The following is a 25,870-nucleotide window of genomic DNA, read 5'->3' on the forward strand; positions in this document are numbered from 1 at the left end:
ATGAACGGAACTAATTTCCAAAGAACAGTTGTCCATGCATTTTTTAATTCTATTTTTAACAGTCAGGAATATGCTTGTACTAGGGATACCTTGCTGCAGACGACTCTTAGTCAGCTCCGGCAGGCAAAATAGTCAGCCTATTGGCTTGTGTTGGGAGGGGAAGAAAATCGAATCAAAAAGTATTGGGACTTCTCTTTTGTATGGCTTAATTTTTATCTTAGTTTTTGCAGTTGCAAGCAGTCTTATTTTTTCATTGCTCCTTAGATTTACTTCTGTCAGGGAAATTTCATTGCAGTATTATATAACTGCAGCATCTTTCATTGGTCTTTTTGGGGGAGGTTTTTTATCTGGCGGGAAAGGAAAGCATAAAGGATGGCTTCTCGGGGGTCTTACAGGGTTTGTATATTCCTTACTAGTCTTTTTATCTCAATGGCTGGGCTTTGACCGCCTATTTTCCGGAGAACAGGTAGTTTACCATGTTTGCTATATTCTTATAGCCATGATGGGCGGTATTCTCGGGGTGAATATGTCTTCTAATTCAAGAAAGGCAATATAGCCGCCGCCATTTGCAGGTAATGAAGACAATGAAAAAAGGAAGCCCTTGTCGGCTTCCTTTTATTTTTCTTATTTTGCCAGTTTGTCTTCTGCTTGTGCTGTTACTTCACGAATAGCAGAGCGGTCATATGTAAGACGGCTGCCGTCACCACATTTAATGACAACTGTACTTTCGTCAATTGCATCTACGAAACCGTGAAGGCCCCCAATCGTAACGACCCGGTCACCCTTTTTGAGCTCGCTCTGCATGTTCTGAACCGATTTTTGACGCTTTTGCTGCGGACGGATTAACAGAAAATAAAACAGAACAAACATTAAAATTAATGGTCCTACTGTAGTTAACATACTTGCATGTCCCTCCTTCCTACTAAATCATATCTATTAGAAGTTTTTCGCGTCAGGCTTATTGAAACCGTAACGTTCAAAAAATTCTTCTCTAAAATCACCAAGCCGGTCTTCTCTAATTGCCTGTCTGACCTGCTCCATTAAGTTTACCAGAAAATAAAGATTATGGTAAGTTGTTAAACGAATGCCAAACGTTTCCTCACAGCGAATAAGGTGACGGATATAAGCCCTGCTGTAATTACGGCATGTGTAGCAGTCACAGTTGGGATCCAGCGGCCCGAAATCACGCGCGAATTTGGCGTTTTTCACAACAAGCCTGCCTTCACTCGTCATCAATGTACCATTTCTCGCAATCCTTGTAGGCAGCACGCAATCGAACATGTCAATTCCTCTAATGGCTCCGTCAATAAGAGAGTCTGGAGAACCTACACCCATAAGATATCTAGGCTTATTGGAAGGAAGTAATGGTGTGGTGAATTCAAGAACCCGATTCATTACATCCTTTGGTTCGCCTACAGATAAACCTCCAACTGCGTATCCTGGAAAATCAAGAGAAACAAGATCCTTGGCGCTTTGCTTCCGCAGTTCCTCAAACTCCCCACCTTGAACAATTCCAAACAGCCCCTGATCATTTGGACGCTGATGGGCATTTAAGCAGCGTTCTGCCCAGCGGGAAGTCCGTTCAACCGATTTTTGCATGTATTCATATGTAGCTGGAAATGGCGGACACTCATCAAAAGCCATCATTATATCTGATCCGAGAGCATTTTGTATTTCCATTGCTTTTTCTGGAGACAAGAATAACTTATCGCCATTTAGATGATTGCGGAAATGTACGCCTTCCTCTTCAATTTTACGGAATTCACTCAAACTAAAAACCTGAAAACCGCCTGAATCAGTAAGAATGGCCCGATCCCAGTTCATAAATTTATGGAGCCCGCCGGCTTCTTTGACAATTTCATGCCCAGGGCGAAGCCATAGATGATAGGTATTGCTCAAGATAATATTGGCACCTATCTGTTTTAAGTCCTCGGGTGACATGGTCTTAACTGTTGCCAGGGTTCCTACCGGCATAAAAACAGGAGTTTCAAAAGATCCATGTGGAGTATGAACCCGTCCCAGGCGGGCTCCTGTCTGCTTACATGTTTTAATTAATTCATAGCGAATGGCTGTCAAAACTCTTTCTCCTTCCATTGTATCAGGTGACTTCGCCTGCTAGATGATGAGCATTGCGTCACCAAAGCTAAAAAAGCGGTATCTTTCCTTAACAGCTGTGTTGTATGCATTCAGTATATTCTCTCTGCCTGCGAGCGCGCTGACAAGCATGATTAATGTTGATTTTGGCAGGTGGAAATTTGTTATCATTCCGTCTATTGCTTGGAATTGATAGCCCGGATAAATAAAAATATCTGTCCATCCACTGCCCTCTTTAAACTCACCATTATGCTGAGTTGCAATGGTTTCAAGAGTTCTTGTAGAAGTTGTCCCAACAGAAACAATCTTACCGCCCTGGCTTTTGACTTCATTTAGAAGGCGGGCGGTTCCTTCAGACATCATATAAAATTCGGAGTGCATTTCATGTTCGAGAACATCATCCACGTTCACTGGCCTGAAAGTTCCCAACCCAACATGAAGAGTAATAAAGGTTACATGTACTCCCATTTCCCTTATTTCTTCTAATAATTCCTCTGTAAAATGAAGGCCTGCAGTCGGCGCAGCCGCAGATCCAGGTTCCTTTGCGTAAACAGTCTGGTATCGCTCACGGTCATCAAGCTGTTCTTTTATATAAGGCGGCAGCGGCATTTCACCAAGCTGCTCCAGAATTTCATAGAAAATCCCTTCATAACTGAATTTTAATGTTCTCCCTCCATGTTCAGAGGTTCCAGTACAATCAGCAGTTAAAACTCCATCCCCAAAATTAATACGGGTTCCTTGTTTTACTCTTTTGGCTGGTTTGATAAGTGTTTCCCAGGAATCATCCTCCAGCTGTTTTAAAAGAAGGACTTCAATATTTGCACCTGTATCTTCTTTAACGCCAAATAAACGTGCAGGAAGAACCCTTGTATCATTTAATACAAGACAGTCTCCAGAATTTAAATACGTTTTGATATTCGGAAAAGTTTCATTTTTTATTTCGCCAGTCTGCTTATCAAGCACCATCAGCCGGCTATCTGTACGATTAACCAAAGGTACCTGTGCAATTAATTCTTCCGGTAAATAAAAATCAAATAAATCTACTTTCATAAAGACACCTTCTATTTTTAAGTTTTGTTGCTCTGGAAGTTATTCTGCAGGCAATTCCATTTGAAAATGGCGGTAGACCTGCTCCGTTACAATTCTGCCTCTTGGAGTTCTTTGTAAAAAGCCAATCTGAAGCAAATAAGGCTCATAAACATCCTCAATTGTATCAGCCTCTTCTCCAATAGTGGCCGCAATGGTTTCGAGCCCTACTGGCCCGCCCCTGTATTTTTCAATGATTCCGAGGAGCAATTTGTGGTCAATATGATCAAGGCCGCGTCTGTCAACCTGTAAAAGCTCGAGAGCCTCGTTTGCAAAATAAAGATCCACCGTGCCATCCCCCCGTACCTGGGCATAATCTCTTACCCTTCGAAGAAGCCGGTTAGCAATCCTGGGAGTTCCCCTTGATCTTCGTGCAATTTCTCCGGCCGCTGCATGATCTATGACTGTATCAAGCAGGTCTGCGGTTCTTGAAACAATGCTTTGTAACTGTTCTTCCTTATAATACTCGAGCCTGCTTAAAACTCCAAATCTGTCCCGTAATGGCGCTGAAAGAGCCCCGGCCCTGGTAGTGGCTCCAACTAGAGTGAACGGAGGTAAATCAAGACGTACTGACCTAGCTCCAGGTCCTTTTCCAATTACAATGTCAATACAAAAATCCTCCATGGCAGGATATAGTACTTCTTCAATTGATCTTGGAAGCCTATGAATCTCATCGATAAACAAAACATCTCCTGGCTCAAGCGCTGTAAGAATAGCGGCAAGATCCCCCGGCCGTTCAATCGCCGGTCCAGACGTTGTACGGATATTTACCCCCATCTCATTTGCAATAATAGTAGCGAGAGTTGTTTTTCCAAGCCCCGGCGGCCCATAAAGAAGAACATGGTCGAGAGTCTCCTGCCGCTGTTTTGCTGCTTCAATGAAAATCCCTAGGTTTTCCTTTACCTTATCCTGCCCAATATATTGTCTGAGAGTTTGCGGCCGCAGGCTTTGTTCAAAAGACATATCCTGAAGGTTTGCTTCATTTGAAATTATACGTTCTTCCATTTTTACCACCTTATTTTAAAAGCCGCTGTAAGGCTTTCTTAATATATTGGTCCGTTGTCATTTGTTCCTTCTTCAATTCCGGCGAAATTTTCTTGATTTCTTTCTCGGAATAGCCAAGTGCCTGGAGAGCCAAAACAGCTTCATCAAAAGGTGAAGGCTGACCAGCCTTTTGAAATTTATTATCCTCCGCATTAAATAGATTAGGGAAAAAGTCAGGAACAATATTTTGCAGTTTGCCTTTCAAATCAAGAATCATTTGCCTTGCTGTCTTTTTCCCCACTCCCGGGAATTTTACCAGAAAAGCTTCATCTTCATTTTCAATTGCCTGTACTACCTGCTCCGGCTCCCCTGAAGCAAGAATAGCTAAAGCACCCTTTGGACCAATTCCAGTGACATTTAAAAGTTTCGTAAACAAGGTTTTTTCTTCTCTGCTGTTAAATCCGAACAATGCCATTGCGTCTTCACGGACATAATGGAATGTATATATTGTAATTTGGCTGCCAATTTTGCCAGAGTATATGAAAGGATTCGGGGTGGAGATTTGAAAACCTACCCCATTATTTTCAACTACTATGTATTCCGGGCTGATATAGTCAACCGTACCTTTAATAAATTCAAACAACGTATTTCTCTCCTCTTCTTTGTGTACCTCATTTTATCATACATTTTTTGTTATGTTTAAGAAAATAGTTGCCAACATATGACTAATTCCTTATAATGGGAAAGGTTCAAATTTTCTGACCAAGGGGGTTTCAAAATGAAAAAATTATTAGCACTTCTTGCTGTTTTGACACTGATTTTTTCAGTAGCAGGCTGCTCTTCTGCAAATGAAGATAAAGCAGACAAGGGAACAACAGAAAAAACAGAGAAAAAAGAAGACAAAAATGCTTTAACTGATGAAGTGAAAGCAAAGATGTACAATGCGGTCCGCATGGGTGAATTGAAGGTTGCTCAGGTATTTGCTCATGATGTAGGTACAGATGGTACGACTCCAGTATTAAATGCTAGCTTTGCTGATGAAGCAGCTGCTGAATCTTTCTTATCTAAGTATTACTCCGCAGATCTTGCAAAGAAAATTGTTGCTTCTTATACAACTGGACAAAAAACTAAAGAGGGCCAAATTGTTGTAAAGGCTGATCCTTTCTTTAATCCATCTTTCCTTGAAACTAAACAGGCAGATGTAACATTTGAAGGAGATGCAAATAAAGGCACTCTAAAAACAACTGATCACGGTACATATACTGTTGAACAAAAAGACGGTAACTATATTGTGACTGGTTACGAAAAATAATCAACAAAAAAGGCAAGGCTGATTCATTCAGCTTTGCCTTTTTAATGTATTCTTAACTAGCAGTCTATACTGCTTACTTATCTAATTTACCTTCGTTCACGGAATAAGCTTTAAAGGTTTCAAGCACTTCAACATACCGGTCTTTTGTTTTTATCGGTATCCCTTTCCGCAATTCCGCCTGCTTCGTACTCTCCAGCTTTTTCATATCAATCTGAAAAAAAGATTGTATGATTTTTGACTCATCAGGTTTCCCAAAATAAATGGTCAATATCCCTTTTCCGTTAATACCAAAGTATCCATTAACCTTTAACAATGGGGAAATATCATCAACTTGTTTTTTAAAAACAAATTTAGCGCCATCCCTGTCTGCAAGCTGCCATTGGTCATATTTTGCCCAAAATTCTGCCATTGACCATACCTTTTCCTTCACTACTTCTTCACTAATTTCTCCATCAAGATAGATCCGTTCAAGGATGACAGTCAACCTATCAGGGTGTTTCCCTACTTCCTGAGTTAATGGAGGTCCCAAATCAACTTGCCCATGAACGGTGCCGGCATACCCTGATTGTATGATGAAAAATACTACGGCTGCTCCAATACCAGACTTAATCGTTGCTCTCCAATTGTCACTCATCCATGGCCACCTCTTTTGTTCTGAATCATGTTTTAATATTACTGGCCCCAAAGCTGGAGCAAGACTTTTACTTGTTCTTAACTTTATTCTGTCCTTTTTAACTAGATTTATCCTTATATGAAAATGCGAAATAACACAAAGCAGAGAACGCACCAATAAACACACGACAAAAGGACAAAGCAGCCGCTTTGTCCTTTTCTGAAGACGCACTGCACTATCTGGCTCCGCCTTCACGTATATCATTATGCCTGTTTCGGTTTCGTGTAAAAGTTCCTTCGTCTGTTATAACTGTACATGATTTTTTGCCAAGATAAGGCCTTACTGCCTTTTGTATTTTCCTCTTTGTATCTTTAGCCTTACTTTCATCCTTCAGGTCGACTGTTATAACAACTGAAGTACCATAGGCAACCGAATGTACATCTTTTACATTTCCAACTGAGGCCGCAGCGCGTTCAATATTCGCTGCATTTGAACCACCTTTTTGCAAGTGGTTGTTCAGATGGCCGTGGTAATTAGTATCACCTGTGCTAAATTGATTATCTTTTTCATAAAAATTTTTGTCGCTTTTAGCCAAAGGGACAGTAGGATTTGGCGGGTTACCATTCTCATCCCTTACCTGCAGCATTCTTTGCTGTTGTTCCTGAGCCCGTTTTCCCTCTCCGCCAAGGGTGTGGTCCATCATTTCTGTTATTGGCCCATCATTTTCGTCCAGGAGTCTTGCATTTCCGCCCTGATCGTTTTCATTTGAATAATATCCCATTGGGCTTGCATTATTTCTATTTGTACTTTTGGCACCCTGTCTTTCATTGCCCGTACAGCCACCCAAAGTAGCTGACAATGAAATAATGACTGCCATTATTACTATTTTTTTCAAGCGAACATCCCCTCGCTTTATAAAGAATAGGCAACTATATGCCCATTCTTAGCGTGTATCATGGGGGACTTTTCATTCCGGAAAGTGCTGCCAGCCTGATGAGCTCCCTTTCCGCCGCACCGCCTTTAGTAGGCGTAATAAATTACGCAATATTGAGATCACCAAAGGTTCAAAATTTAATCGCTGCTTATTCGCTTTTTTAAGATCTTAAAAAATTGCTTCCTTAAGCTCCATTGTCCAACTGTAAGATCGTACACCTGTCTTGATTGACTGGAATGAATATAGGTTTGGTCCTTTATAATCCTATTCCATTCCCTGAAAATATCCGCAGGGTAAGCCAGTGAATAAAGAAAAGCAGGACTTTCCATTTTGTTTTTAAAGAACGGATACTTCCTTAAATCCCCATAAGACCATTGCATAAAGGGGAGTATTCTGTTTGCATACTGTAAAAGATCGAGAGAATCAGGACCTATTCCAATTAAATCAAAATCAATCAGCATTAATTTCCCAGAAGAACTGCGCAAAAAGTTATGATGTGCTACGTCCCCATGCAGGATAACATGTGGTTTTTTTGTGAAGTATTCTTTATTTTTCTCCATGCCTTCCATACTCCAATACGCCCATTCCATTAATTCGTCAATTACGTCTCTTTTTAAAAAGGATTCCAATATAGGACGCTGGTGGGAAAAGTATTGAGCCCGATCCTTCCACTTTCCAAGAAGGTCCGCGTTCGGGATAAGTGTCCTGTACCTTTTTTCAAAACCAGAAGTAACCTGATGGAACTCGCGCAATAGCTGGAGGCCTTCCTTTCGTTCACCTTGTGTTTTATAGGAAAAGGAAACACGATGTGGCTCAAGATATTCTATGCATCCGAAGTACAGACCCTCATGCGCAAAGGGTTTTGTGCCCGCTGGATATTCAAAAACATAGGTGTCCAGAAAGCCTTCCTTTCGGAGAGTCGAAGTAAACGTTTCCTGAAGCTTTAGTTTTTTATAGCTTGAATATCCCTTTAAAATATACTTTTTCTTTGATGTTTCAACTAAATAAACTTTTTTTCGGATTGGAGTGATATGTTTAATTTGGCCTTGGAATTGTTCTTGGAAATAGGAGAAGAGACGATTAAAATAACCATCGTCTCCCCTTTTATTAATCGTCATATTCACTGCCTTCCTCTAGGCGTGGCATTGCGTAAGGAGTAGTTCCCATTGGAGACATTCCATATGGGCTCATATAGGGAGCCTGATACATTTGTCCTCCGTATGGAGCTGAATACACTTGCGGATTACCCTGCATTACCATTGGTGACTGCATTCCTCCGGCCTGTGGATTCGCCATCATCGGTGAGGGCATTTGCATTCCTGAAGGATACCCTTCCATCGGCATTTGCATTCCTGGATTCATTCCCATCATATCAGACGATTCTCCTGGGTTCATTACGGTCCCCTGAGGTACCTGACCCATTTGAGGATAACCATAGCTCATTGGTGTGTAAGGATTTTCCATCGCTGGTCCTGCGTAACCTGGCCCCGCGTAACCTGGCCCTGCGTAACCTGGCCCTGTGAAACCTGGCCCAGGCATAACCGGAGAAACAGGATAACACTCCTCTCCAACGGGTGCTAATGGTGCCATAGGGGCTTCAGGATATACCGGCATTTGAGCAACCTGTTGCTCCGGCATTACTGGAGCTGGTACTTGTGTCTGCATAACAGGCGCAGGTGGTGGGACTGGAGCTGGAGCTGGCTGTAAGATTGGCTGCTGAACAAATGGAGCTTCCTTTTCAAGTCTTTGGTACATGGGCATTTGACCCATTTGACCCATTGGCATCTGATCCATCGGCATTTGACCCATTTGACCCATTGGCATCTGGTCCATCGGCATTTGACCCATTTGCATCTGACCCATTTGCATCTGATCCATCGGCATTTGACTCATTCGACCCATTGGCATCTGACCCATCGGCATTTGACCCATTTGACCCATTGGCATCTGGCCCATCGGCATTTGACCCATTTGACCCATTGGCATCTGGCCCATCGGCATTTGACCCATTTGGCCCATTGGCATCTGGCCCATCGGCATTTGACCCATTTGGCCCATTGGCATTTGGCCCATTGGCATTTGACCCATTTGACCCATTTGGCCCATCGGCATCTGGCCCATTGGCATTTGACCCATTTGACCCATTTGGCCCATTGGCATTTGCGGCATAAATGATGAAGATTCATCACTTTGATAATATGGCATATAAGGTGCTCCACCCTGAACCATACCCGGACTAACTTGTGCAGGCATTGGTGCAGCTCCCATTACCCCAGGATTAGCAGGATACATTCCTTGACTGACCGGCGGCATCATCGCCCCCTGAACTGGTGCATATGGCATTGGCTGTTGAGGATACCCCCATGGATAATTAAAGCCAGGCCCTGGCATAACTGGTGTAACGGGTACGCAAAATTCTGGACACATTGGCTGTTCGACTCCTCCTTCACAGGGCATTTGAATCGGTACTTGAATTGGTGGTTGAATTGGTGCTTGAATTGGCATTTGAACAGGTGACTCCGGGTATACCTCTTTTGGCATTTCTTTCGCTGGAAGAATAGGTGCTGGAGCTGGCTGGAGCGGTGGCTGCTGCGGCTGCTGTACAGACATATTAGCCATGTTCAGCATGTAGTAGTTGTTAATATCAATTTCAGGGACCACTGGCTGTGGCATTGGCGGAACGGGCGCAATTGGAGCTTCTTTTACGATTGGCGGCATTGGTGCCTCCTTTACAGGTGTTACTGCAATTGGATGCGGTACTGGCTGCTCTTTTATTGGGTGTTGCTCAGCAATGGGCATTTCTTTCTTTGTGCCCGCATTGATTGTACCTGGATTTGATCCCACCTTAGGGTTTGCTTTCTTTACCATCCCTCCTGAAGTAGGAACTTTCACTTTCATACCGGGCATAATCATATCAGGGTTGCTGAGCTGGGCATTCATTTTTTTCAGCTCTTCAAAATTCACGCCGTACTTCTTGGCGATTTTCCAAAGAGTATCCCCTTTCTGTACGATATGGATTTTCACTCTGATTTCCCTCCTATGGCATAAGTCCATACATTGTATGTCAAAATGGGCAAAGTGCTAATAATCTACATAAAAACTTATGCTTTCATCCAAAAAAATATGTTTACCCCTTTCCAAGGGTAAGTCCTTTTTCCTCTTAGTGCTTGTATGATAAAATTGGTTGAAAACTGGTTTTTAAGGGGAGTAAAGAGAAATGGATGATAAAAAAATACTGGGTGACGAAAGACGGTCACTGATTTTGCAGCTCCTCAAAGACAGTGCAGTGCCTATTAAGGGCAGCGAATTAGCTGCAAGAACAAACGTCAGCAGGCAGGTCATCGTCGGGGATATCACCCTTTTAAAGGCTAAGAATGAACCTATCATTGCCACGAGTCAGGGATACATGTATTTTAACCCTAATAACGCAATCCCTTCTTTTGAAAAAATAATCGCCTGTTTCCATTCGCCAGACAAAACAGAGGAAGAACTTACTCTATTAGTTGAAAATGGAGTGACAGTAAAAGATGTAAAAATAGAGCATCCCGTTTATGGTGATTTAACAGCTTCTATAATGGTTTCTAACCGTTTTGAGGTTCACGAGTTTATGGCAAAAATAAAATCAACCAAGGCAGCATTCCTGTCTGAATTAACCGGCGGATATCACTTACATACATTAACTGCTTCATCAGAAGCTAATTTAGTTCGTGCGGAACAGGTTCTATTGAAGGCAGGATTTTTAATTGAGTCTTAAGGTAAGAAAAGGATGCTCCGCAGCTTGCGGGCATCCTTTTTCTTACTAATATCTATAGGAGGGATAACTTCCAAGGATCTTTATCGAACAGCCAAGTGCTTCTAGTTCGGCAATGGCTCCTGGTATTAAAACCTCATCTATTTTCATTTCAATATCAATTATAAAAAAATAATTGCCAATTCCAGTCTTCATTGGTCTGGATTCTATTTTGGAAAGATTAAGCTTCCTCCAGGCGAAGGCTGCAAGAACCTGGTGAAGAGCTCCGGCCTGGTCAGATGGCAATGTCACCATTATTTTGGTTTTAAATCCTTCGAATCCCCTATTCACCTTCAGCTTTGCCTCACCTTGTCTTGTGAGTACTACAAATCTCGTATGATTAAATTCATAGTCATGTATATTTTCAGCGACAATTTCAAGTCCATATTCCTCTGCTGCCAACTCATTTGCTATAGCAGCAATTACTAGGTCAGGATTCTCTTGTACCTTTTTTGCTGCCGCAGCTGTGGATGCAGCGCTCTCCAGCACTACTCCATTAAAGTATGTATGCAAAAACTTATGGCATTGTGCAAGGGCATGAGGATGGCTAAAGATTTGTGTGATCTCGTTTTTTTTACCTCGATTTTGTCTGTTAACCATCATATGCTGCCTGATGGGCAAAGTCATTTCTCCTGCAATTGGCAAATCGGTTTCATGTATTAAATAATCCAGTGTAATATTAACAGACCCCTCAATGGCGTTTTCAAGTGGTACTATTCCAATATCAACACTTCCGTCAGAAACAGCATCCATACAATCTGGTATAGATTGATAAGGCAGAAGATCCTCTCCCGGAAATAAGCTTCTTGCTGCTATCTCTGTAAATGTAGCCCTCGGACCTAAAAACCCAATTCTCATCCTATATCCCCCTTTAACAACCATTATTCTCCCTTGGCCTATCTACACTTCTCTTGATCTTTTGTATCTTTTTCCGATAAAACCCGTATGAATGATTTTTGACGAATTGAAATAGCTTCGAGAAATTGTCTCATGGATTAATCTTTGTATGAGATCATAACGAATTATATAGAAATAAAGAAGAAAACCCGGCGTTTGCCGAGTTTCAATTTTCCAAGGAAAAACTAGGCCTGGCCTCCGAGCATTATGCGCCCGTACCCAGCACCTCAACCTTTTCCACAAATTCCAGCCTTCTTAATTGAGTCAGAAGATCATCAATCTCCATTACTATTCCAGCTGTGTTTAATGAAAGGGTAACATTAGCCCTTCCCTGTAAAGGAATAGTTTGATGAATAGTAAGAAGATTGCAGCCTGAAGATGCAACCACACTAAGCAAATGGGAAAGCGTTCCAGACCGGTCTTCCAGATGAAAGAAAAGTGTGATTAACCGTTCTTTGCTGACAGTTGAAAAGGGAAACACGGTATCCCGGTACTTATAAAAAGCACTTCTGCTTAAGTCTACCTTGTGTACAGCTTCCCACACGGACTCAGCTTTACCACGGTCAATCATTTCTTTTACTTCAAGTGTTTTCTTCATAGCTTCCGGAAGGACATCTTCCCTGACTAAATAAAACTTTTTATCGGATTTATTGGCTCTCATCTCTCTCACCCATTTACTTCTATGGTTTACTCCACAAATTCGAATTCAAATTCCAATAGTCTTACAGTGTCGCCATCTTTGGCGCCCCTTTGTCTCAGTGCCTCATCCACACCAAACCCACGAAGCTGCCTTGCAAAACGTCGAACAGACTCTTCTCTTGAGAAATCAGTCATCTTAAACAGCTTTTCAACCTTTTCACCGGAAACTACATAAGCACCATCTGGATCTCTTGTAATTTTAAAGGCATCGGGATCTGCTTCATGTTTATATAGGACACGGTGTACACCAGTCTCTTCTTCTTCTTCATGTTCAAGTGGGAATTCAGGTGTTCTTTCAATTGTATCAGCAATTGTAAAAAGAAGATCCCTTAATCCTGTACGTGTTACAGCTGAAATAGGGAAAATTGGATGTTCCCCGTTTAGCTTTTCTTTAAAGGCTTTTAAATTTTCTTCTGCTTCAGGCATGTCCATTTTATTGGCTACAATAATTTGTGGACGTTCAGTAAGACGCAAATTGTATTCCTGTAATTCTTTATTAATTGTAAGATAATCCTCATAAGGGTCTCGGCCTTCCATTGACGCCATATCAATCACGTGAACAATAACCCTTGTTCTTTCAATATGACGGAGAAACTGATGACCTAAACCTACCCCCTGATGGGCTCCTTCAATTAATCCTGGAAGATCAGCCATAACAAAACTTCTGCCATCCTCTGTTTCAACCATCCCCAGATTTGGGACAATGGTTGTAAAGTGGTATTCTGCAATCTTGGGTCTGGCAGATGATACAACCGATAAAAGAGTTGACTTTCCAACACTCGGGAAACCTACAAGCCCTACGTCGGCAAGAAGTTTTAATTCAAGGATAACATCCCGCTCCTGTCCTGGCTCTCCGTTTTCCGAAAGTTCAGGCGCTGGATTCGCAGCAGTGGCAAAACGTGAATTTCCTCGTCCTCCGCGCCCGCCTCTGGCAATCACGGCCTGCTGCCCATGTTCAACCAGGTCAGCAATAACTTCTTTTGTTTTATCATCCATAACTACTGTACCAGGCGGCACTTTAACCACCATATCTTTTGCATTTCTGCCATGCTGGTTTTTAGACATGCCATGTTCACCCCGAGGGGCTTTAAAATGGCGCTGATACCGGAAGTCCATAAGGGTTCGCAAACCTTCTTCGACTTCAAATATGACATCTGCTCCACTACCGCCATCTCCGCCTGCAGGGCCGCCCATTGGTACATACTTTTCACGGCGGAATGCGACCATTCCATTACCGCCGTCTCCACCCTTTACATATATCTTGACTTGATCGACAAACATTTTTGTTCCTCCCGTCTGCTTTCTGCAGCATAAACTGATTTGGCGACGAGAATCGCTGTTTTTATACCTCTTCTAAACAACTGGCATAAAAATTTCCAGGGCAAACTCATTCTCGGAGAATTCCTCGACAACGATTTCCATCTCCTGATTATTCGAATCTGCCAGGAATTGTTCAATCAGTTTAACTTGTTTTATTATTCCTCTAAAATCAAAAAAGAATCGGGCACCTTCATCCTGCTTTTCAATGCCCACTGACAAATGATTCTCCTGAAATGGTTCCACGGAGGTATCCAGGCAGGCAAAGAAGGATTTTGTCCAATAGGTAAGAAGATCTTCATTAAGAGCTGGTAAACCGCCTTCGCCAAGAACTTCATATTCGAGCTGAAATTGGTGGCTTTCCCAGTTAGCTGTTAATAATAAAGAAGCGAACAGGGGAAGCTTAATATTTGAAAGCTTTGATTCCTGCTGTGCTTCAATAATAATCTCTTCAACAATTTCTTTTACCCGTTCTATTCTGTTTAAGTCCATATTCCCTTTAATTAACTGAAGCTTATTAAGCCAATCGTGGCGTGAGTGCCTTAGCACTTCTATTATATCCCATTCTTTTTCCATACTTAACTCCTGTTATAAAAGTCGGAAAGCTTTTGCTGTAAGTATAACAAAAAAGCAACCCATAGTAAGCAAATTTATGCAGAAATGATAAGTTTGGCCAATAAGGGAGAATATAGGAACCCTCTTATTTGAAAAAAAAGAACCCTAACCAAGTCAGGTTAGAGTTCTTATGCAATAGCTTAAGCTTCTTGAACTACTGGATAAACGCTCACTTTTTTACGGTCACGACCGAAGCGTTCGAATTTTACAACGCCGTCTACTTTTGCAAATAGAGTGTCGTCTCCTCCGCGGCCAACGTTTTCACCTGGGTAAATCTTTGTTCCGCGCTGGCGGTAAAGAATAGAACCACCAGATACGAATTGACCGTCTGCACGCTTAGCACCAAGGCGCTTAGAGATTGAGTCACGTCCGTTTTTAGTTGAACCTACTCCCTTTTTGGAAGCAAACAACTGAAGATCCAATTTTAATAACATGTATTCCACCTCCTATTTTTTGAAGGTAATTCTTATTCTTATGTGCTTTCCGTACTCTTCTTCAATCGTCTGAAGTGATACAACCATTCCCTCGAGAAGAATCTGAACTTTCTCCATGTGCTGCTCCGGAATGTTTTCCGGGATAACACATTCAAGCAAGCCTGAATTATGCTCAATTTCAGGAGTAATGCCGGTCAGCATGTGAATGGCATTAACAGTCCCAACGGAAACAGCTGAAACACCTGCACAGACAATATCATTTCCCTTGTTTGCGAAAAATGCATGCCCGCTGATTTCAAAAGATTGAATAGACCCGGAGTTCGTTCGATTAATAACAACATCAATCATTTTATCTACGCCTTACGCGTTGATTTTGCCAATAACAACTTTAGTGTACGGCTGACGATGACCTTGCTTTTTACGGTTGTTTTTCTTTGCTTTGTACTTGAAAACGATAATTTTCTTTTGACGGCCTTGTTTTTCAACAGTAGCTGTAACAGACGCGCCTTCAACAACAGGGCTGCCTACCTTTACATTTTCTCCGCCAACGAAAAGAACCTTGTCAAAAGTAACCGTTTCGCCTGCTTCTGCGTTAAGTTTTTCGATGTAGATGGCTTGGCCTTCTTCTACACGGATTTGCTTACCGCCAGTTTCGATAATTGCGTACATAACTGCACCTCCTTATAAACTCAGACTCGCCAACCCAGGCGTTTTGCTCATGGCAAAATCTTAGTACCTGTTCTGAGCGGTTGTAGCACGGGTGCTACAAACATAACATGAAAATACTATCATAATTTGCATGATAGTGTCAATACAATTCCTTTGTTTTATGCTCTATTGCATCTAGATCTCCAAATTGCTTGATTGAATAGAAGTGATGGCAGGATGGACGAATAACAAAGAATATTTTAAACCCTGCTGCTTCTTCAAGAACAGCTTGATGGCTGGAATGCCCACCAGTAAACATCTTTTTTACTTCCTCTGTGGTTTCGATCAGAACCGCTTCATATTCCGAGTTCCGATGTTCCCATAGCTCTCTCTCGAGACGAAAAGCAATTGTCTCAGCACTAAGGATTCGCCCTGTACCTTCACATGTCTGGCATCTTTCTGTAAGTGCCTCAGACAGACTTACTTTTGTTTTTTTTCTTGTCAGCTGAAGGATGCCGAGTGGAGTAAACCCTATTACTTTAGTTTGTCTTCCGCTGCCCGCCATTGCTGATTTTACTCGTTCCAGAATGGCCTGCCTGTCCTCTTCAAACTTCATATCAATAAAATCAATTAGGATAATACCTCCAAGATCCCTGAGACTTAGCTGCCGGGCAATTTCTCGTGCTGCCATCATATTGGTCTCTTTAACCGTTTCACGAAGGCTGGAATTCCCAGAGAATTTCCCGGTATTTACATCAATAATCGTCAAGGCTTCTGCTTCATCAAAGATCAAATATGCTCCATTTTCCAGCCAGACAATTCTCTTTAATGCTTTATCTATTTCTTGTTCGATTTTATAAAATGAAAAAACATTTTCTTTTCCGTTATAAAAAGCAAAATGAAGCTCCTCTTTATTTTCTTTTGATCCTTGGGCTTCAAGTCTCAGTTTTAGCGCGAGATTATCAATCACGACTTCTCCTGCATCCATTTTTCTGATTTCATCAAGAAGAGTCTCCCAAAATAGATCTTTTCGCGAAAGCAGTTCTGTTCTTTTTAGGCCAGAAGCTTTTTCAGAAAGCTCTCTGCTCTCTTTTCTTAAAGCTTCAATTTCACTGAGGAGCGAAGACTCTGTCATCATCGCTGCAGATGTACGAAAGATAATTCCTTCGTGTTCATCTTTTGCGGTGGCACCAAGCTTTCTGAGAAGCTCCCTTTCTGCTTCATCATCTATTTTTTTTGACACTGCAATATATCGTCCTTCCGGCATATAAACTACATTTGTGCCGGAAAATTCAAGTATTCCTGAAACACGGGGCCCCTTCGTTCCAGTTGCGTCCTTTTCTACTTGCACCAGAAGCTTTTCCCCTTGATGTAAAAAAGAAGATATTCCTTTCAATTCTTTTTTTGGATCGGCAGAATGGATAAACGCAGCCACTTTATTTCTTGGCAAAAACCCGCTTTTTTCCTCACCAATATCAATAAAAGCAGCATTCAGCCCAGGCAATACCTTAGTCACTATTCCCAAATATATATTTCCTACCAGGGATATCTGATCCGGCTGGTCAATCATTAACTTGTCAACAGTCTTACCGCTAAGCAATGCATATCTTTTTTCTCTTGATTCATAATTTACAATTAGTCTTTGCAAAGAAGTATCCCTACTTTTTCTGAGTAATTTCTTCTATTATACCGAAAAAAACTTCAGTACATATAAAAGAGGTCCCCTATTTTATCGGTTACTCTTTTTTCAGTAAAATAGGCATGCAGCAATTCATTTTCATCTAAAAACAAATTCTCTTCAGACCCCTTTACCTTAACAGGATGTTTGCATCCACGCTGAAACCTTGTTAAAACATCCAGTAGTAATTCATCATCCCCAGCAATCAAGGGTTTTAACAAGCCAATACTCTCTTTTCTCCCATAATATCGTTCCAGCAAAAAGCGGATAAAAACATAATGCCTTTGTTTCCATTCGTGATAAAGAGAAAAGTATAAAAATCCTGAAACAATCCAGATATTTAAATTCAGCGGATACCTTATTAAAAAAAGCAGAAGGAAAGCAGTCAAATAGATGAAAGAGATTCTGAGGGCCCACAAATGCGCTTTAAGAAACGGCATTTTTAAAGAAAATAGCATAAATACCAATTTACCTCCATCAAGAGGCCAGACAGGGAAAAGATTAAAGATAAGTATCATAATGTTATATTGAATAAATAAATTGATTGCACTTTCAGGCAGTATAGATAAATTGGAAAATAAGTATGCCAGTCCGATCATCCATAAATGCTGGGCGGGTCCTGCTAGTACTACAATCGCTTCTTCTTTTAAAGGACGGTTTCCATGCTCATCCATCTCTGCCACCCCTCCAAAAGGAAGCAGAGATATTTTCTTGATTCTCCAGTTAAAACATGAAGCTGCGGCAGCATGACCCATTTCATGAATAAAAATAATGCCAAGAAGCAGACATACCTCCAGAAACCGCGCTGTTGCCACTGCCGCCGCTATCACAATCCATAGAAGGGGATGAAAGTGAATCTTGCTGATTAAGTTTTTTGCTTTATTCAAAACGGATCACCTGGATAGGATCTATAAAGTCTTCTCCCTTTTTGATCGCAAAGTAAAACTCTCCTTTTGTTGAATCCTCTCCCTTAGAAGGAGAGACTGTACCAACTTCCTTACCCTTTTCTATATATTCATAGAGACTTACCTTAATATTTTCCAGATTTCCGTACCACGACTCTGTTTTATCTGAATGCTGAATAATAACTGTTTTGCCAATGCCCTCTTTAACACCGGCAAACCGAACAATACCTTCATTCATGGCTTTAACAGGGTCCCCTTTACCTGTCTCAATCATGATACCCTGTCCATTCTTCTCAAACTTATCAAGGATTTTCCCCGCTGCAGGAAGGGCATATTCCGGTTCATTCAAAGCAGTATCCTTATTTTCTTTTTTTCCGGGTACTGGAAGCAGCGCCAGAGGTTTCCCGAATTTCTGTTCATACCAATCCGATACAGCTGCAAATTGAAATTCTTCATTCATTGATTTTCTTATTGTAGACTTTGCTGTATCAAACATGCTGTTATGATTTTTAAAAAGAATTGCTACGAGTAAAAAGAGGAAGGCTGAAGCCAATATTTTAAATAAAAATACTTCCTTTTTAAATAATGGATGATTCTCTTCCTGCCTTCCGGCATCAAAGGAAGCTACCTGGCTGCCAAATCCGTATTTCTCTTCATCTGCTGCCCACTTAACCCGACTAGGACTGAACTTCTCCTTACGTTCTTTTTCCTTCTTCCTTTTTGCTATTCTTTTGCGGATATCATCCGATCTTGAATTCACTGCACCCACCAGCCCTTATTCCTTTTTCTAAAAGTTTATGAGTTGTCCAATAGGAGTATTACCAAGAAAAGCAAAAGTGAAGTGCACATGATCATGGCCTTCTGAAGATATACTTCCCAGCATATCGGCAGCAGAACAGCGGCTCTCCGAGTGGGCAAGGAAAAATATTGCAAAATAAAAACGGATGCTGCACAATTGCAGCACCCGTTTTTATTTATCTAACACCAAAGAATTTTTTAATTTTAGAGAACATTCCTTTTCCGCTATCTTCTAAAGGCTGAAGAGGAATGGATTCACCGAGAATTCTCCTGGCTATATTGCGGTAAGCAACCGAAGCCTTGCTGTTTGGGTTTAAGGCAATAGGTTCACCATGGTTTGACGCCTTAATAACCTCATCATCATCAGCTACAATCCCAATTAAATCAATGGATAAGTGTGTTGTGATTTCATCCACATCCAGCATGTCTCCGTTTTTCATTAAATGATTACGAATTCTGTTGATGATTAATTTTGGCGGCTCGATATTTTCCTCTTTTTCAAGAAGACCGATAATCCGGTCTGCATCTCTTACAGCAGATACTTCAGGTGTCGTTACCACAATTGCCCTGTCTGCACCCGCAACTGCATTTTTAAAGCCTTGCTCAATTCCCGCAGGACAGTCAATGACAATATAATCATAATCCTGTTTTAATTGGTCAATCAGCTTTTTCATCTGTTCAGGGGTCACAGCTGATTTATCGGTTGTTTGGGCTGCAGGAAGCAGATACAATAAATCCTCGAAACGCTTATCCTTAACAAGAGCCTGATGGATTTTACATCTTCCCTCTACCACATCGACTAAATCATAGATAATACGGTTTTCGAGCCCCATTACCACATCAAGATTGCGCAGGCCAATGTCTGTATCAACCAGGCAGACTTTTTTTCCCTGGAGAGCCAGAGCCGTTCCTAAATTAGCCGAAGTGGTTGTTTTCCCGACGCCGCCTTTACCGGATGTAATTACAATTGCTTCTCCCACGCTAATGTCCCCCTTCTAATCTTCTAATCTTCTAATCTTCTAATCTTCTAATCTTCTAATCTAGTTAAATTAGGCCTAAGATGGATTAAACCCTGTAATCTATCAACAACTATTTGCCGGTTATCATCTATGTATGCACATTCCATTTCGTGCTTCTCTTCTGATTCCACGATATCAGGTGACCGATTGATGCAATCGCTGATTCGCAGCTGTGAAGGCTTCATGCTCGAAGCAGCTATAATAGCTTGTTCATTTCCTTCGCACCCAGCATGGGCGATTCCTTTTAAGGCACCCATAATAAAAATATTTCCTCCGGCTCTTACCGTACCTCCCGGATTCACATCACCAACAAGAAGCAAATCGCCAGTAACCTCGAGAATCTGGCCTGAGCGGATTATTCTGGCTACCGTCGACACTTCAGCCTTGCCCCGAATTGATTCCGCTTCCTCTTTAGTAAGAACATTGGAATCAATTTTATCCACTACTAAATTCTTTTTCTGGCGGATAAGTGCCTTTATTTCCTCTTTCTGTTCTTCAGAAAGATAGCGGTTTCCTAATTGGACATGAACAGGGATAAGCTGATTCTGACCACTGGCCCTGGTATTAGCGGCAAGTTTCAGGTCCAGCTCCCTTTTCAGGTCCTGATAGGAACAGGAATCGTCAAGATGGAGGGTTAATCCGTCCTTGGTTCCTTTTATAATTACGTTTTGCCTTTTTTTCATGGAGAAATTTCACCTCAATAAGGAAGGAATTCGACATAAAAGTCAAAATTCCTTTTTTGCAATTAATCGTTCCCCAGCTCTTCTGCAAATTTTTCAAATTGCCATTTAAGGGGGAAGGCCGCCAAAATAACAAAGGCAAGATTCAGCAAAATAGTAGGGTAAAAACGGATCTCTAAATAGTTGACAAAGCTGAGATCTGTAACGTTAATAAGTAAGTTTATCCAGTAAACGGCTATTTCCACAAGAGCAATCGCAATTAGGGAAACACCCGAAGCTGTAAACAGGTTTGCATGGATAACCCTCATAGTTTTTGAAGCAAAATAAGCAGTCAATGGAAATAGGAATAAATAAACTCCGAGAATTTCCGTATAGACGATATCAAATAATGCTCCAAAAACAAATCCGTAAATAATACCATGCTTTTTGCTGCCAAAGACACTTAGAAAAATAATGCCGGCAAGCAAAAAGTGCGGAGAGGATACTTTCCCGTCTCCAAATAAATCCGCAGGGGTATATTGGACAAACAGGCTCTCCACAATAAACAAAGCACCAAATAGAATGGGAAGCAGGAGTCGGCTCACTGTCCCTCCCCCTTACTTTCCATGTAGTCCGAGGCCTCTGGCACTCTCATTGTCTTCTTAACGACCATAACATTTTCGATATCATAAAAATTGGCTCCAGGTTTAACATAAGCAGTTTGATTTAAACCATATTGATCCGGCTTGACCTCTACTACTTTTCCAATCAATAGTCCTTTTGGAAAGACCCCGCCCAAACCTGAGGTTACTACCAGTTGGCCTTTCTTAATTTTTGCATCTGCTGGTATCCTTTTAACCATAAGCCTTTTTTCTTTATCATAGCCATCAACAAGACCATAAGAACTTGTATCCCCTAGAATAATAGTCGATATCTGGTTTTTAGGATCAGCTGCACTTAAAAGCTGAACGGTAGAACTAAATTGATTCACATGCTTTATTTTTCCAAGAAGGCTGCCGTTGGATCCAATAACAGCCATGTTTTGTTTTAATCCGCTTGTTTTTCCTTTATCAATGATGATCATCTCTTGCCAGCGATCAGGGTTTCTGCCAATTACCGTAGCCTGTAATGGTTTAAAATCTCTCAGTGTTTTCTTTTTATCAAGAATCACACGCAGTTCTTTATTGTCTTTTTCAAGAATTTGAACCTGCTTCTCAAGCTCTGCAATTTTTTCTACGCGTGTTTTTAACTCTTTATTTTCATGATATGTATTTTGCAAGTCCTCGAGATTTTGAAAAAAGCCTGAAAAAAAGTGGGCAGGCTTGGAAACGAGGGACTCAACCCAGCCGGTTGTATCCTTTACAAACTTTTCCGGCCAGGTCAATTCAGAACGTTCCCTCAAAGAAAACCCAATCAATGCCACGAGAATAATGATGCTGACAAGCAAAACAATCAGGCGTTTATTCAAAATGAATTGTGGCATGATCTACACCTCTAAATTTTGTCTTTTATCGAGAGTCTTTCGCTTTTGTTTTAAATAAGTTGATATGGTCAAGTGCCTTTCCTGTTCCAATGGCTACACAATCCAATGGATTTTCGGCAATCAGGACAGGCATTTTTGTTTCGTCAGCAATAATCTTGTCCAAATTCCGCAAAAGCGCACCACCGCCAGTCAGAACAATGCCTCGGTCCATAATATCAGAAGCAAGTTCAGGCGGAGTCTTTTCCAATGTGTTTTTAACCGCGTCCACAATTGCATATACAGTATCACGAAGAGCAGCCGCAATTTCTTTTGCTGTAATCTCAATTGTTTTTGGAAGTCCCGTCAATAGGTCGCGCCCGCGTATATCCATATTTGGAATACCCTCAGCATCTCCGGCAGAGCCCACTTCAACCTTAATGGTTTCAGCAGTTCTGTCACCAATCATGAGATTATAATTTTTACGGATATAATGGACGATAGCATCATCCATTTCATCTCCGGCTATCCGAATAGACTGGCTGGTTACAATGCCGCCAAGAGAAATGATTGCTACTTCAGTTGTACCTCCGCCAATATCAACAACCATGCTGCCAGTTGGTTCCCAAACAGGAAGATTTGCACCAATTGCTGCGGCAAACGGTTCTTCAATAGTAAATGCATCTCTAGCTCCAGCCTGTCTGGTTGCATCAATAACTGCTCTTTCTTCAACTGCAGTAATTCCTGATGGAACACAAACCATTACATAAGGCTTACCTGCAAACAATCCTTTGTTTTTGGTAGCCTGGCGAATGTAATACTTCATCATTGTAGCAGTAGTTTCATAATCTGCAATGACTCCATCCTTCATCGGCCTTAAAGCGACTATATTTCCTGGAGTACGGCCAATCATATTTTTAGCATCGTTTCCAACTGCTACGATGTTTTTGTTATCTGTTTGAAGTGCCACCACTGACGGTTCCCTTAAAACAATCCCTTTTCCTTTTACATATACGAGAGTATTGGCTGTGCCTAAGTCAATACCCAGATCTCTAGTTCCAATTCCAAACATAAATTGTATCTCCCTTTCTGATACGAATGCATTATTTGCGATAAGGTTTAATGATAAATTAGTCCATTTCTCCACTCACGGAAGCGGAACGTTAATTTTGTATAAAATAAGTTAATCCGGTGTGTAATATCCCCGAAAAATCATAAACAATATTATAACGCAACATCAATCAAAAACATAGCATTATAAATAGCCTTTTTCTTTAAGACTTACAAATTTGTTCTCACCTATTATTAAATGATCAAGTAAATCAATCCCGATAATTTTCCCTGATTCGGCTAGCCTCTTGGTAACCTCAATATCCTCTCTGCTCGGAGCGGGATCTCCTGAAGGATGATTATGGATACAGATAATGGAGGCAGCAGACCGCCGAATTGCCTCTTTATAAACCTCGCGAGGATGAACAATCGAGGCATTTAAGCTTCCAATAAAGATGGTTTGTTTATGAAGGACCTGGTTTTTGGTGTTCAAATAAAGACAGACAAAATGCTCCTGTGATAGGAAACGCATATCATTCATGACATACTTGGCTCCATCTTCAGGGGAACGGATAACAAATCGATCGTTATACGATAAATTCGCTACTCTTCGGCCCAATTCTACAGCCGCCAAAAGCTGAATTGCCTTAGCCATTCCTATTCCTTTGATTTCTGTTATTTCTTCAAGGGTGGCGGATTTCAAAAGACGCAAGCCTTCAAATTGGGTCAACAGGCGATTCGACAATTGAAGGACAGACTCATCCTTTGTTCCAGTCCTAAGCAGAAGGGCAATTAACTCATTGTTTGAAAGGCTAGAAGGGCCGTGCTGAATAAATCTTTCTCTAGGTCTCTCATCCTGGGGGAAGTCGCGGATCATAAGCGTATTTGCATTCATTTTTTTTCCTCCCTTTACGGGAGCCATTAAATGTACAAATAGTTAGTATGGCAGCTGAAAACCGGCTTTTTTCAATTCACGAATGGTCCTGGAAACAGGAAGCCCCACCACCGCAAAGTAGTCACCTGAAATTTGCTTAACAAACATGCTGCCTAGACCCTGAATGCCATAGGAGCCAGCTTTATCAAACGGTTCCCCACTCTGCACATACCAGTTTATTTCTTCATCACTCAGCTCCCAAAATATAACTTCCGTTTTTTCATAAAAAGCAACAGACTTTTCAGGAGCAATAATCGAAACCCCTGTGTAAACATTATGGCTTTTTCCGGATAATTGCCTTAGCATTTGAAAGGCTTCGGCTTTATCCTTTGGTTTGCCAAGAATTTTTCCATCGGCTGAAACAATGGTGTCGGAACCTATTACATACGAATCAGGATACTCTCGGAAAACAACAGTTGCCTTCCGTTGGGCCAATTCTACAACTACTTTTTCCGGCGGTAGGCCTGGTTCAAAACTTTCATCCACTTCACTGCTGGAGGTAATAAACTGTAATTGGAGATTTTCTAGGAGCTCTTTTCGCCGGGGAGAAGAAGAGGCTAAAATGAGGTTATGCATTCCATCACCATACCTTTTATTCGTTTTAGGGAGATACATTTTAATCGTATCAGACTTTCACTCATCAAACAATTTATATCAATTAAAGTTGGTAAAATAATGTCGAATTATGCCAAACATCTTCTTCCATTGTCTAAACAGAAGAGAATTAATCGTTAAGAAATCCAATGATAAGTGAACTTTACTCTACTTTTTAAAAGGCTAGGCAGTATTGATAAGGTATCCATATTATTCTTTAAACATAAAAAGACCGTCCTATTAAAGACGGCCATCATTCCCCGGAAAATAATTTGTCGAAACCTACTTATATTGAAGAGATTATTGCAAGTGAGTTCAATAAATGCTGTTGTGCGCTTGCAGCCTGTTTATTCTCCCCGTCCTTTTGAAAAGACTTCATTTTTTCTGAAGCTGCTGTCAATTCTTTTCTTAACTGCTTAATAGCCTCACCATCAATTTTTAGTTCTGCAGCTTTTTCTGTTACTTTTTGAATTCCTTCAAGATTAGCTGCCGCTTCTTTGGATAAAGATTGATTAATTAGCACGCTTGAGGAAGCTGCTGATAAACCGTTAAAGAGGACAGGTACTGATTTTAGAAAAGTCTTTTCATCTGAAGACAAATTCTTTAACTCTTTTTCCGGAGTTTCCAATGTTTTTGCATAAAAATCTACACCCTTTTCCTGGTATAAGCCTCCAAGTTTTTTAGCATCTTCAATGCTTCCAGCCACTCCTAGAAACAGATAAGTTTTTCCATTCAACACATCCACAATGGAAGCAACCCCTTTTTGCTCTGCTAGATCAGCGGCATTGTTGGCAGTTTCCTTGGAAGAGTAGACACCTTCCTGAACAACAAATAGTGATATCGGGCTGAATATGTATACATTTTTAGCAGGTGCTGGGTTTTCAACTGTGTTTGGCTGTGCTACCGCTTCAATCGTCTCCGTACCATTTGGATTGCTGTGATTTGTCAGAACCAATTTAAGCATCACAATACCAAAACTTGTCCCAAGAAGAACGGCGAAAATTGATGCCAATAGAATTGATTTTAGAAAGCCCTTATTTTTTTTGCCGGGATTGAATATCAACTGATTAAAATTGTGATCTTTTTTCTTTTCTGGTTTAACCGTTTTTATTTCTTCTATATCATTTTGGTTTATCTCTGGAAGAATCCAATCAAAGCTTTCTTCTGCTGCTTCCCCAGCTGCAGTTTCCAGATAACCGGGTTCAGGACTGCCCGTTTCAATGGAATCCTCGTCTGGTTCTTTTTTATTTTCTATGTAGCTTTGCTCATTGCCATTTAATTTAATGATAATCCTGTTATTTTTCGGCTTGTCCATTCTTATCCCCCCTCTTCTAACCGGCTAGTTTTGTTT

30 protein-coding genes and 1 other annotated feature are annotated in these 25,870 nt (G+C 41.1%); of the genes, 3 read left to right on the forward strand and 27 right to left on the reverse strand.

What is annotated here, in order from left to right:
• Positions 1–70: 70 nt before the first annotated feature.
• Positions 71–556, forward strand: a complete 486-nt coding sequence (locus tag AC3WR0_RS02100; RefSeq protein ID WP_492550976.1) for a TIGR04086 family membrane protein — start codon at positions 71–73, stop codon at positions 554–556.
• Positions 557–624: 68 nt separating this feature from the next.
• On the opposite strand, the gene yajC is transcribed toward AC3WR0_RS02100, so the two are convergent.
• From yajC to ruvA, 5 genes are read right to left on the reverse strand one after another with little or no spacing between them, the layout of a single operon-like run.
• On the reverse strand, positions 625–900 hold the full coding sequence (gene yajC / locus AC3WR0_RS02105; RefSeq protein WP_027320129.1) for a preprotein translocase subunit YajC: 276 nt from the start codon (positions 898–900) through the stop codon (positions 625–627).
• 36 nt (positions 901–936) lie between these two features.
• On the reverse strand, positions 937–2,076 hold the full coding sequence (tgt, locus tag AC3WR0_RS02110; RefSeq protein WP_492550768.1) for a tRNA guanosine(34) transglycosylase Tgt: 1,140 nt from the start codon (positions 2,074–2,076) through the stop codon (positions 937–939).
• A gap of 39 nt (positions 2,077–2,115) precedes the next feature.
• Positions 2,116–3,144: a tRNA preQ1(34) S-adenosylmethionine ribosyltransferase-isomerase QueA gene (gene queA, locus AC3WR0_RS02115; RefSeq protein ID WP_492550769.1), complete on the reverse strand. Its 1,029-nt coding sequence runs from the start codon at positions 3,142–3,144 to the stop codon at positions 2,116–2,118.
• A 39-nt stretch (positions 3,145–3,183) separates the two neighbouring features.
• On the reverse strand, positions 3,184–4,185 hold the full coding sequence (gene ruvB, locus AC3WR0_RS02120; RefSeq protein ID WP_027320132.1) for a Holliday junction branch migration DNA helicase RuvB: 1,002 nt from the start codon (positions 4,183–4,185) through the stop codon (positions 3,184–3,186).
• A 10-nt stretch (positions 4,186–4,195) separates the two neighbouring features.
• Positions 4,196–4,807 (reverse strand): Holliday junction branch migration protein RuvA, encoded by a 612-nt coding sequence (gene ruvA, locus AC3WR0_RS02125; protein WP_027320133.1) that lies wholly within the window; start codon positions 4,805–4,807, stop codon positions 4,196–4,198.
• A gap of 135 nt (positions 4,808–4,942) precedes the next feature.
• On the opposite strand from ruvA, the gene AC3WR0_RS02130 reads away from it, so the two are divergent.
• Entirely contained in the window at positions 4,943–5,476 is a 534-nt protein-coding gene (locus AC3WR0_RS02130) for an endonuclease (protein WP_492550770.1), read from the forward strand.
• Between the two features lie 73 nt (positions 5,477–5,549).
• Here AC3WR0_RS02130 and AC3WR0_RS02135 read toward each other — a convergent pair whose 3' ends face one another.
• The 4 genes from AC3WR0_RS02135 to safA form a co-directional block, all read right to left on the reverse strand.
• Complete coding sequence (locus tag AC3WR0_RS02135) at positions 5,550–6,110, reverse strand: BofC C-terminal domain-containing protein (protein WP_492550771.1); 561 nt, start codon at positions 6,108–6,110, stop codon at positions 5,550–5,552.
• A 214-nt stretch (positions 6,111–6,324) separates the two neighbouring features.
• A complete protein-coding gene (locus AC3WR0_RS02140; protein WP_492550772.1) occupies positions 6,325–6,984 on the reverse strand; it encodes a YhcN/YlaJ family sporulation lipoprotein in 660 nt (219 codons plus the stop codon).
• Positions 6,985–7,160: 176 nt separating this feature from the next.
• Entirely contained in the window at positions 7,161–8,141 is a 981-nt protein-coding gene (locus tag AC3WR0_RS02145; RefSeq protein ID WP_492550773.1) for a phosphotransferase, read from the reverse strand.
• Entirely contained in the window at positions 8,131–10,047 is a 1,917-nt protein-coding gene (gene safA / locus AC3WR0_RS02150; protein WP_492550774.1) for a SafA/ExsA family spore coat assembly protein, read from the reverse strand. Before safA ends, AC3WR0_RS02145 begins: the two co-directional genes overlap by 11 nt.
• A gap of 193 nt (positions 10,048–10,240) precedes the next feature.
• On the opposite strand from safA, the gene AC3WR0_RS02155 reads away from it, so the two are divergent.
• Positions 10,241–10,777 carry a transcription repressor NadR gene (locus tag AC3WR0_RS02155; protein WP_492550775.1) on the forward strand — a complete coding sequence of 179 codons (537 nt, stop codon included), beginning with the start codon at positions 10,241–10,243 and terminating at the stop codon, positions 10,775–10,777.
• 45 nt (positions 10,778–10,822) lie between these two features.
• Here AC3WR0_RS02155 and pheA read toward each other — a convergent pair whose 3' ends face one another.
• The 18 genes from pheA to AC3WR0_RS02245 all read right to left on the reverse strand — a co-directional run bounded on the left by pheA (position 10,823) and on the right by AC3WR0_RS02245 (position 25,834).
• Positions 10,823–11,671: a prephenate dehydratase gene (gene pheA, locus AC3WR0_RS02160; RefSeq protein WP_492550776.1), complete on the reverse strand. Its 849-nt coding sequence runs from the start codon at positions 11,669–11,671 to the stop codon at positions 10,823–10,825.
• A 244-nt stretch (positions 11,672–11,915) separates the two neighbouring features.
• Positions 11,916–12,371 carry an ACT domain-containing protein gene (locus tag AC3WR0_RS02165; RefSeq protein ID WP_492550777.1) on the reverse strand — a complete coding sequence of 152 codons (456 nt, stop codon included), beginning with the start codon at positions 12,369–12,371 and terminating at the stop codon, positions 11,916–11,918.
• A 26-nt stretch (positions 12,372–12,397) separates the two neighbouring features.
• Entirely contained in the window at positions 12,398–13,690 is a 1,293-nt protein-coding gene (gene obgE, locus AC3WR0_RS02170) for a GTPase ObgE (RefSeq protein WP_492550778.1), read from the reverse strand.
• Between the two features lie 72 nt (positions 13,691–13,762).
• On the reverse strand, positions 13,763–14,302 hold the full coding sequence (locus AC3WR0_RS02175) for a Spo0B C-terminal domain-containing protein (protein ID WP_492550779.1): 540 nt from the start codon (positions 14,300–14,302) through the stop codon (positions 13,763–13,765).
• Positions 14,303–14,481: 179 nt separating this feature from the next.
• Positions 14,482–14,775: a 50S ribosomal protein L27 gene (gene rpmA / locus AC3WR0_RS02180; protein ID WP_027320142.1), complete on the reverse strand. Its 294-nt coding sequence runs from the start codon at positions 14,773–14,775 to the stop codon at positions 14,482–14,484.
• Between the two features lie 12 nt (positions 14,776–14,787).
• A complete protein-coding gene (locus tag AC3WR0_RS02185) occupies positions 14,788–15,123 on the reverse strand; it encodes a ribosomal-processing cysteine protease Prp (RefSeq protein ID WP_492550780.1) in 336 nt (111 codons plus the stop codon).
• A gap of 12 nt (positions 15,124–15,135) precedes the next feature.
• A complete protein-coding gene (rplU, locus tag AC3WR0_RS02190; RefSeq protein ID WP_027320144.1) occupies positions 15,136–15,444 on the reverse strand; it encodes a 50S ribosomal protein L21 in 309 nt (102 codons plus the stop codon).
• 12 nt (positions 15,445–15,456) lie between these two features.
• Positions 15,457–15,536: a sequence feature (ribosomal protein L21 leader region), on the reverse strand.
• Positions 15,537–15,583: 47 nt separating this feature from the next.
• Positions 15,584–17,071, reverse strand: coding sequence for an Rne/Rng family ribonuclease (locus AC3WR0_RS02195; protein WP_492550781.1), 1,488 nt, complete (start codon positions 17,069–17,071; stop codon positions 15,584–15,586).
• Positions 17,072–17,124: 53 nt separating this feature from the next.
• The gene (locus AC3WR0_RS02200; RefSeq protein WP_492550782.1) at positions 17,125–17,988 is read right to left on the reverse strand and encodes a M50 family metallopeptidase; all 864 of its coding nucleotides are present in this window, start codon (positions 17,986–17,988) and stop codon (positions 17,125–17,127) included.
• A complete protein-coding gene (locus tag AC3WR0_RS02205; RefSeq protein WP_492550783.1) occupies positions 17,981–18,766 on the reverse strand; it encodes a peptidoglycan DD-metalloendopeptidase family protein in 786 nt (261 codons plus the stop codon). The genes AC3WR0_RS02200 and AC3WR0_RS02205 overlap by 8 nt, the downstream gene beginning before the upstream one ends.
• 214 nt (positions 18,767–18,980) lie before the next feature.
• On the reverse strand, positions 18,981–19,784 hold the full coding sequence (gene minD / locus AC3WR0_RS02210) for a septum site-determining protein MinD (RefSeq protein WP_492550784.1): 804 nt from the start codon (positions 19,782–19,784) through the stop codon (positions 18,981–18,983).
• A 47-nt stretch (positions 19,785–19,831) separates the two neighbouring features.
• Entirely contained in the window at positions 19,832–20,506 is a 675-nt protein-coding gene (gene minC, locus AC3WR0_RS02215) for a septum site-determining protein MinC (protein ID WP_492550785.1), read from the reverse strand.
• 62 nt (positions 20,507–20,568) lie between these two features.
• On the reverse strand, positions 20,569–21,087 hold the full coding sequence (mreD, locus tag AC3WR0_RS02220; protein ID WP_027320150.1) for a rod shape-determining protein MreD: 519 nt from the start codon (positions 21,085–21,087) through the stop codon (positions 20,569–20,571).
• Positions 21,084–21,965: a rod shape-determining protein MreC gene (mreC, locus tag AC3WR0_RS02225; protein ID WP_492550786.1), complete on the reverse strand. Its 882-nt coding sequence runs from the start codon at positions 21,963–21,965 to the stop codon at positions 21,084–21,086. The genes mreD and mreC overlap by 4 nt, the downstream gene beginning before the upstream one ends.
• A 25-nt stretch (positions 21,966–21,990) precedes the next feature.
• The gene (locus AC3WR0_RS02230; RefSeq protein WP_492550787.1) at positions 21,991–23,013 is read right to left on the reverse strand and encodes a rod shape-determining protein; all 1,023 of its coding nucleotides are present in this window, start codon (positions 23,011–23,013) and stop codon (positions 21,991–21,993) included.
• Between the two features lie 183 nt (positions 23,014–23,196).
• Positions 23,197–23,886, reverse strand: coding sequence for a RadC family protein (gene radC / locus AC3WR0_RS02235; RefSeq protein ID WP_027320153.1), 690 nt, complete (start codon positions 23,884–23,886; stop codon positions 23,197–23,199).
• A gap of 42 nt (positions 23,887–23,928) precedes the next feature.
• Positions 23,929–24,501, reverse strand: a complete 573-nt coding sequence (locus AC3WR0_RS02240; protein ID WP_492550788.1) for a Maf family protein — start codon at positions 24,499–24,501, stop codon at positions 23,929–23,931.
• A 304-nt stretch (positions 24,502–24,805) separates the two neighbouring features.
• Entirely contained in the window at positions 24,806–25,834 is a 1,029-nt protein-coding gene (locus AC3WR0_RS02245; RefSeq protein WP_492550789.1) for a hypothetical protein, read from the reverse strand.
• Positions 25,835–25,870 lie beyond the last annotated feature (36 nt).

The sequence above is a fragment of the Neobacillus sp. FW104-15D2 genome (assembly GCF_058790155.1).

Coding starts and splice junctions, on each gene's coding strand:
- rpmA (WP_027320142.1), bottom strand. CDS start 14,775: ATGTTATTAAAATTGGATCTTCAGTTGTTTGCTTCCAAAAAGGGAGTA.
- yajC (WP_027320129.1), bottom strand. CDS start 900: ATGTTAACTACAGTAGGACCATTAATTTTAATGTTTGTTCTGTTTTAT.
- pheA (WP_492550776.1), bottom strand. CDS start 11,671: ATGAGAATTGGGTTTTTAGGTCCGAGGGCTACATTTACAGAGATAGCA.
- AC3WR0_RS02185 (WP_492550780.1), bottom strand. CDS start 15,123: ATGATTGATGTTGTTATTAATCGAACGAACTCCGGGTCTATTCAATCT.
- AC3WR0_RS02135 (WP_492550771.1), bottom strand. CDS start 6,110: ATGAGTGACAATTGGAGAGCAACGATTAAGTCTGGTATTGGAGCAGCC.
- AC3WR0_RS02145 (WP_492550773.1), bottom strand. CDS start 8,141: ATGACGATTAATAAAAGGGGAGACGATGGTTATTTTAATCGTCTCTTC.
- obgE (WP_492550778.1), bottom strand. CDS start 13,690: ATGTTTGTCGATCAAGTCAAGATATATGTAAAGGGTGGAGACGGCGGT.
- AC3WR0_RS02165 (WP_492550777.1), bottom strand. CDS start 12,371: ATGAGAGCCAATAAATCCGATAAAAAGTTTTATTTAGTCAGGGAAGAT.
- radC (WP_027320153.1), bottom strand. CDS start 23,886: ATGAATGCAAATACGCTTATGATCCGCGACTTCCCCCAGGATGAGAGA.
- AC3WR0_RS02230 (WP_492550787.1), bottom strand. CDS start 23,013: ATGTTTGGAATTGGAACTAGAGATCTGGGTATTGACTTAGGCACAGCC.
- AC3WR0_RS02155 (WP_492550775.1), top strand. CDS start 10,241: ATGGATGATAAAAAAATACTGGGTGACGAAAGACGGTCACTGATTTTG.
- AC3WR0_RS02240 (WP_492550788.1), bottom strand. CDS start 24,501: ATGCATAACCTCATTTTAGCCTCTTCTTCTCCCCGGCGAAAAGAGCTC.
- minC (WP_492550785.1), bottom strand. CDS start 20,506: ATGAAAAAAAGGCAAAACGTAATTATAAAAGGAACCAAGGACGGATTA.
- AC3WR0_RS02175 (WP_492550779.1), bottom strand. CDS start 14,302: ATGGAAAAAGAATGGGATATAATAGAAGTGCTAAGGCACTCACGCCAC.
- queA (WP_492550769.1), bottom strand. CDS start 3,144: ATGAAAGTAGATTTATTTGATTTTTATTTACCGGAAGAATTAATTGCA.
- AC3WR0_RS02100 (WP_492550976.1), top strand. CDS start 71: ATGCTTGTACTAGGGATACCTTGCTGCAGACGACTCTTAGTCAGCTCC.
- mreC (WP_492550786.1), bottom strand. CDS start 21,965: ATGCCACAATTCATTTTGAATAAACGCCTGATTGTTTTGCTTGTCAGC.
- AC3WR0_RS02245 (WP_492550789.1), bottom strand. CDS start 25,834: ATGGACAAGCCGAAAAATAACAGGATTATCATTAAATTAAATGGCAAT.
- AC3WR0_RS02130 (WP_492550770.1), top strand. CDS start 4,943: ATGAAAAAATTATTAGCACTTCTTGCTGTTTTGACACTGATTTTTTCA.
- rplU (WP_027320144.1), bottom strand. CDS start 15,444: ATGTACGCAATTATCGAAACTGGCGGTAAGCAAATCCGTGTAGAAGAA.
- ruvB (WP_027320132.1), bottom strand. CDS start 4,185: ATGGAAGAACGTATAATTTCAAATGAAGCAAACCTTCAGGATATGTCT.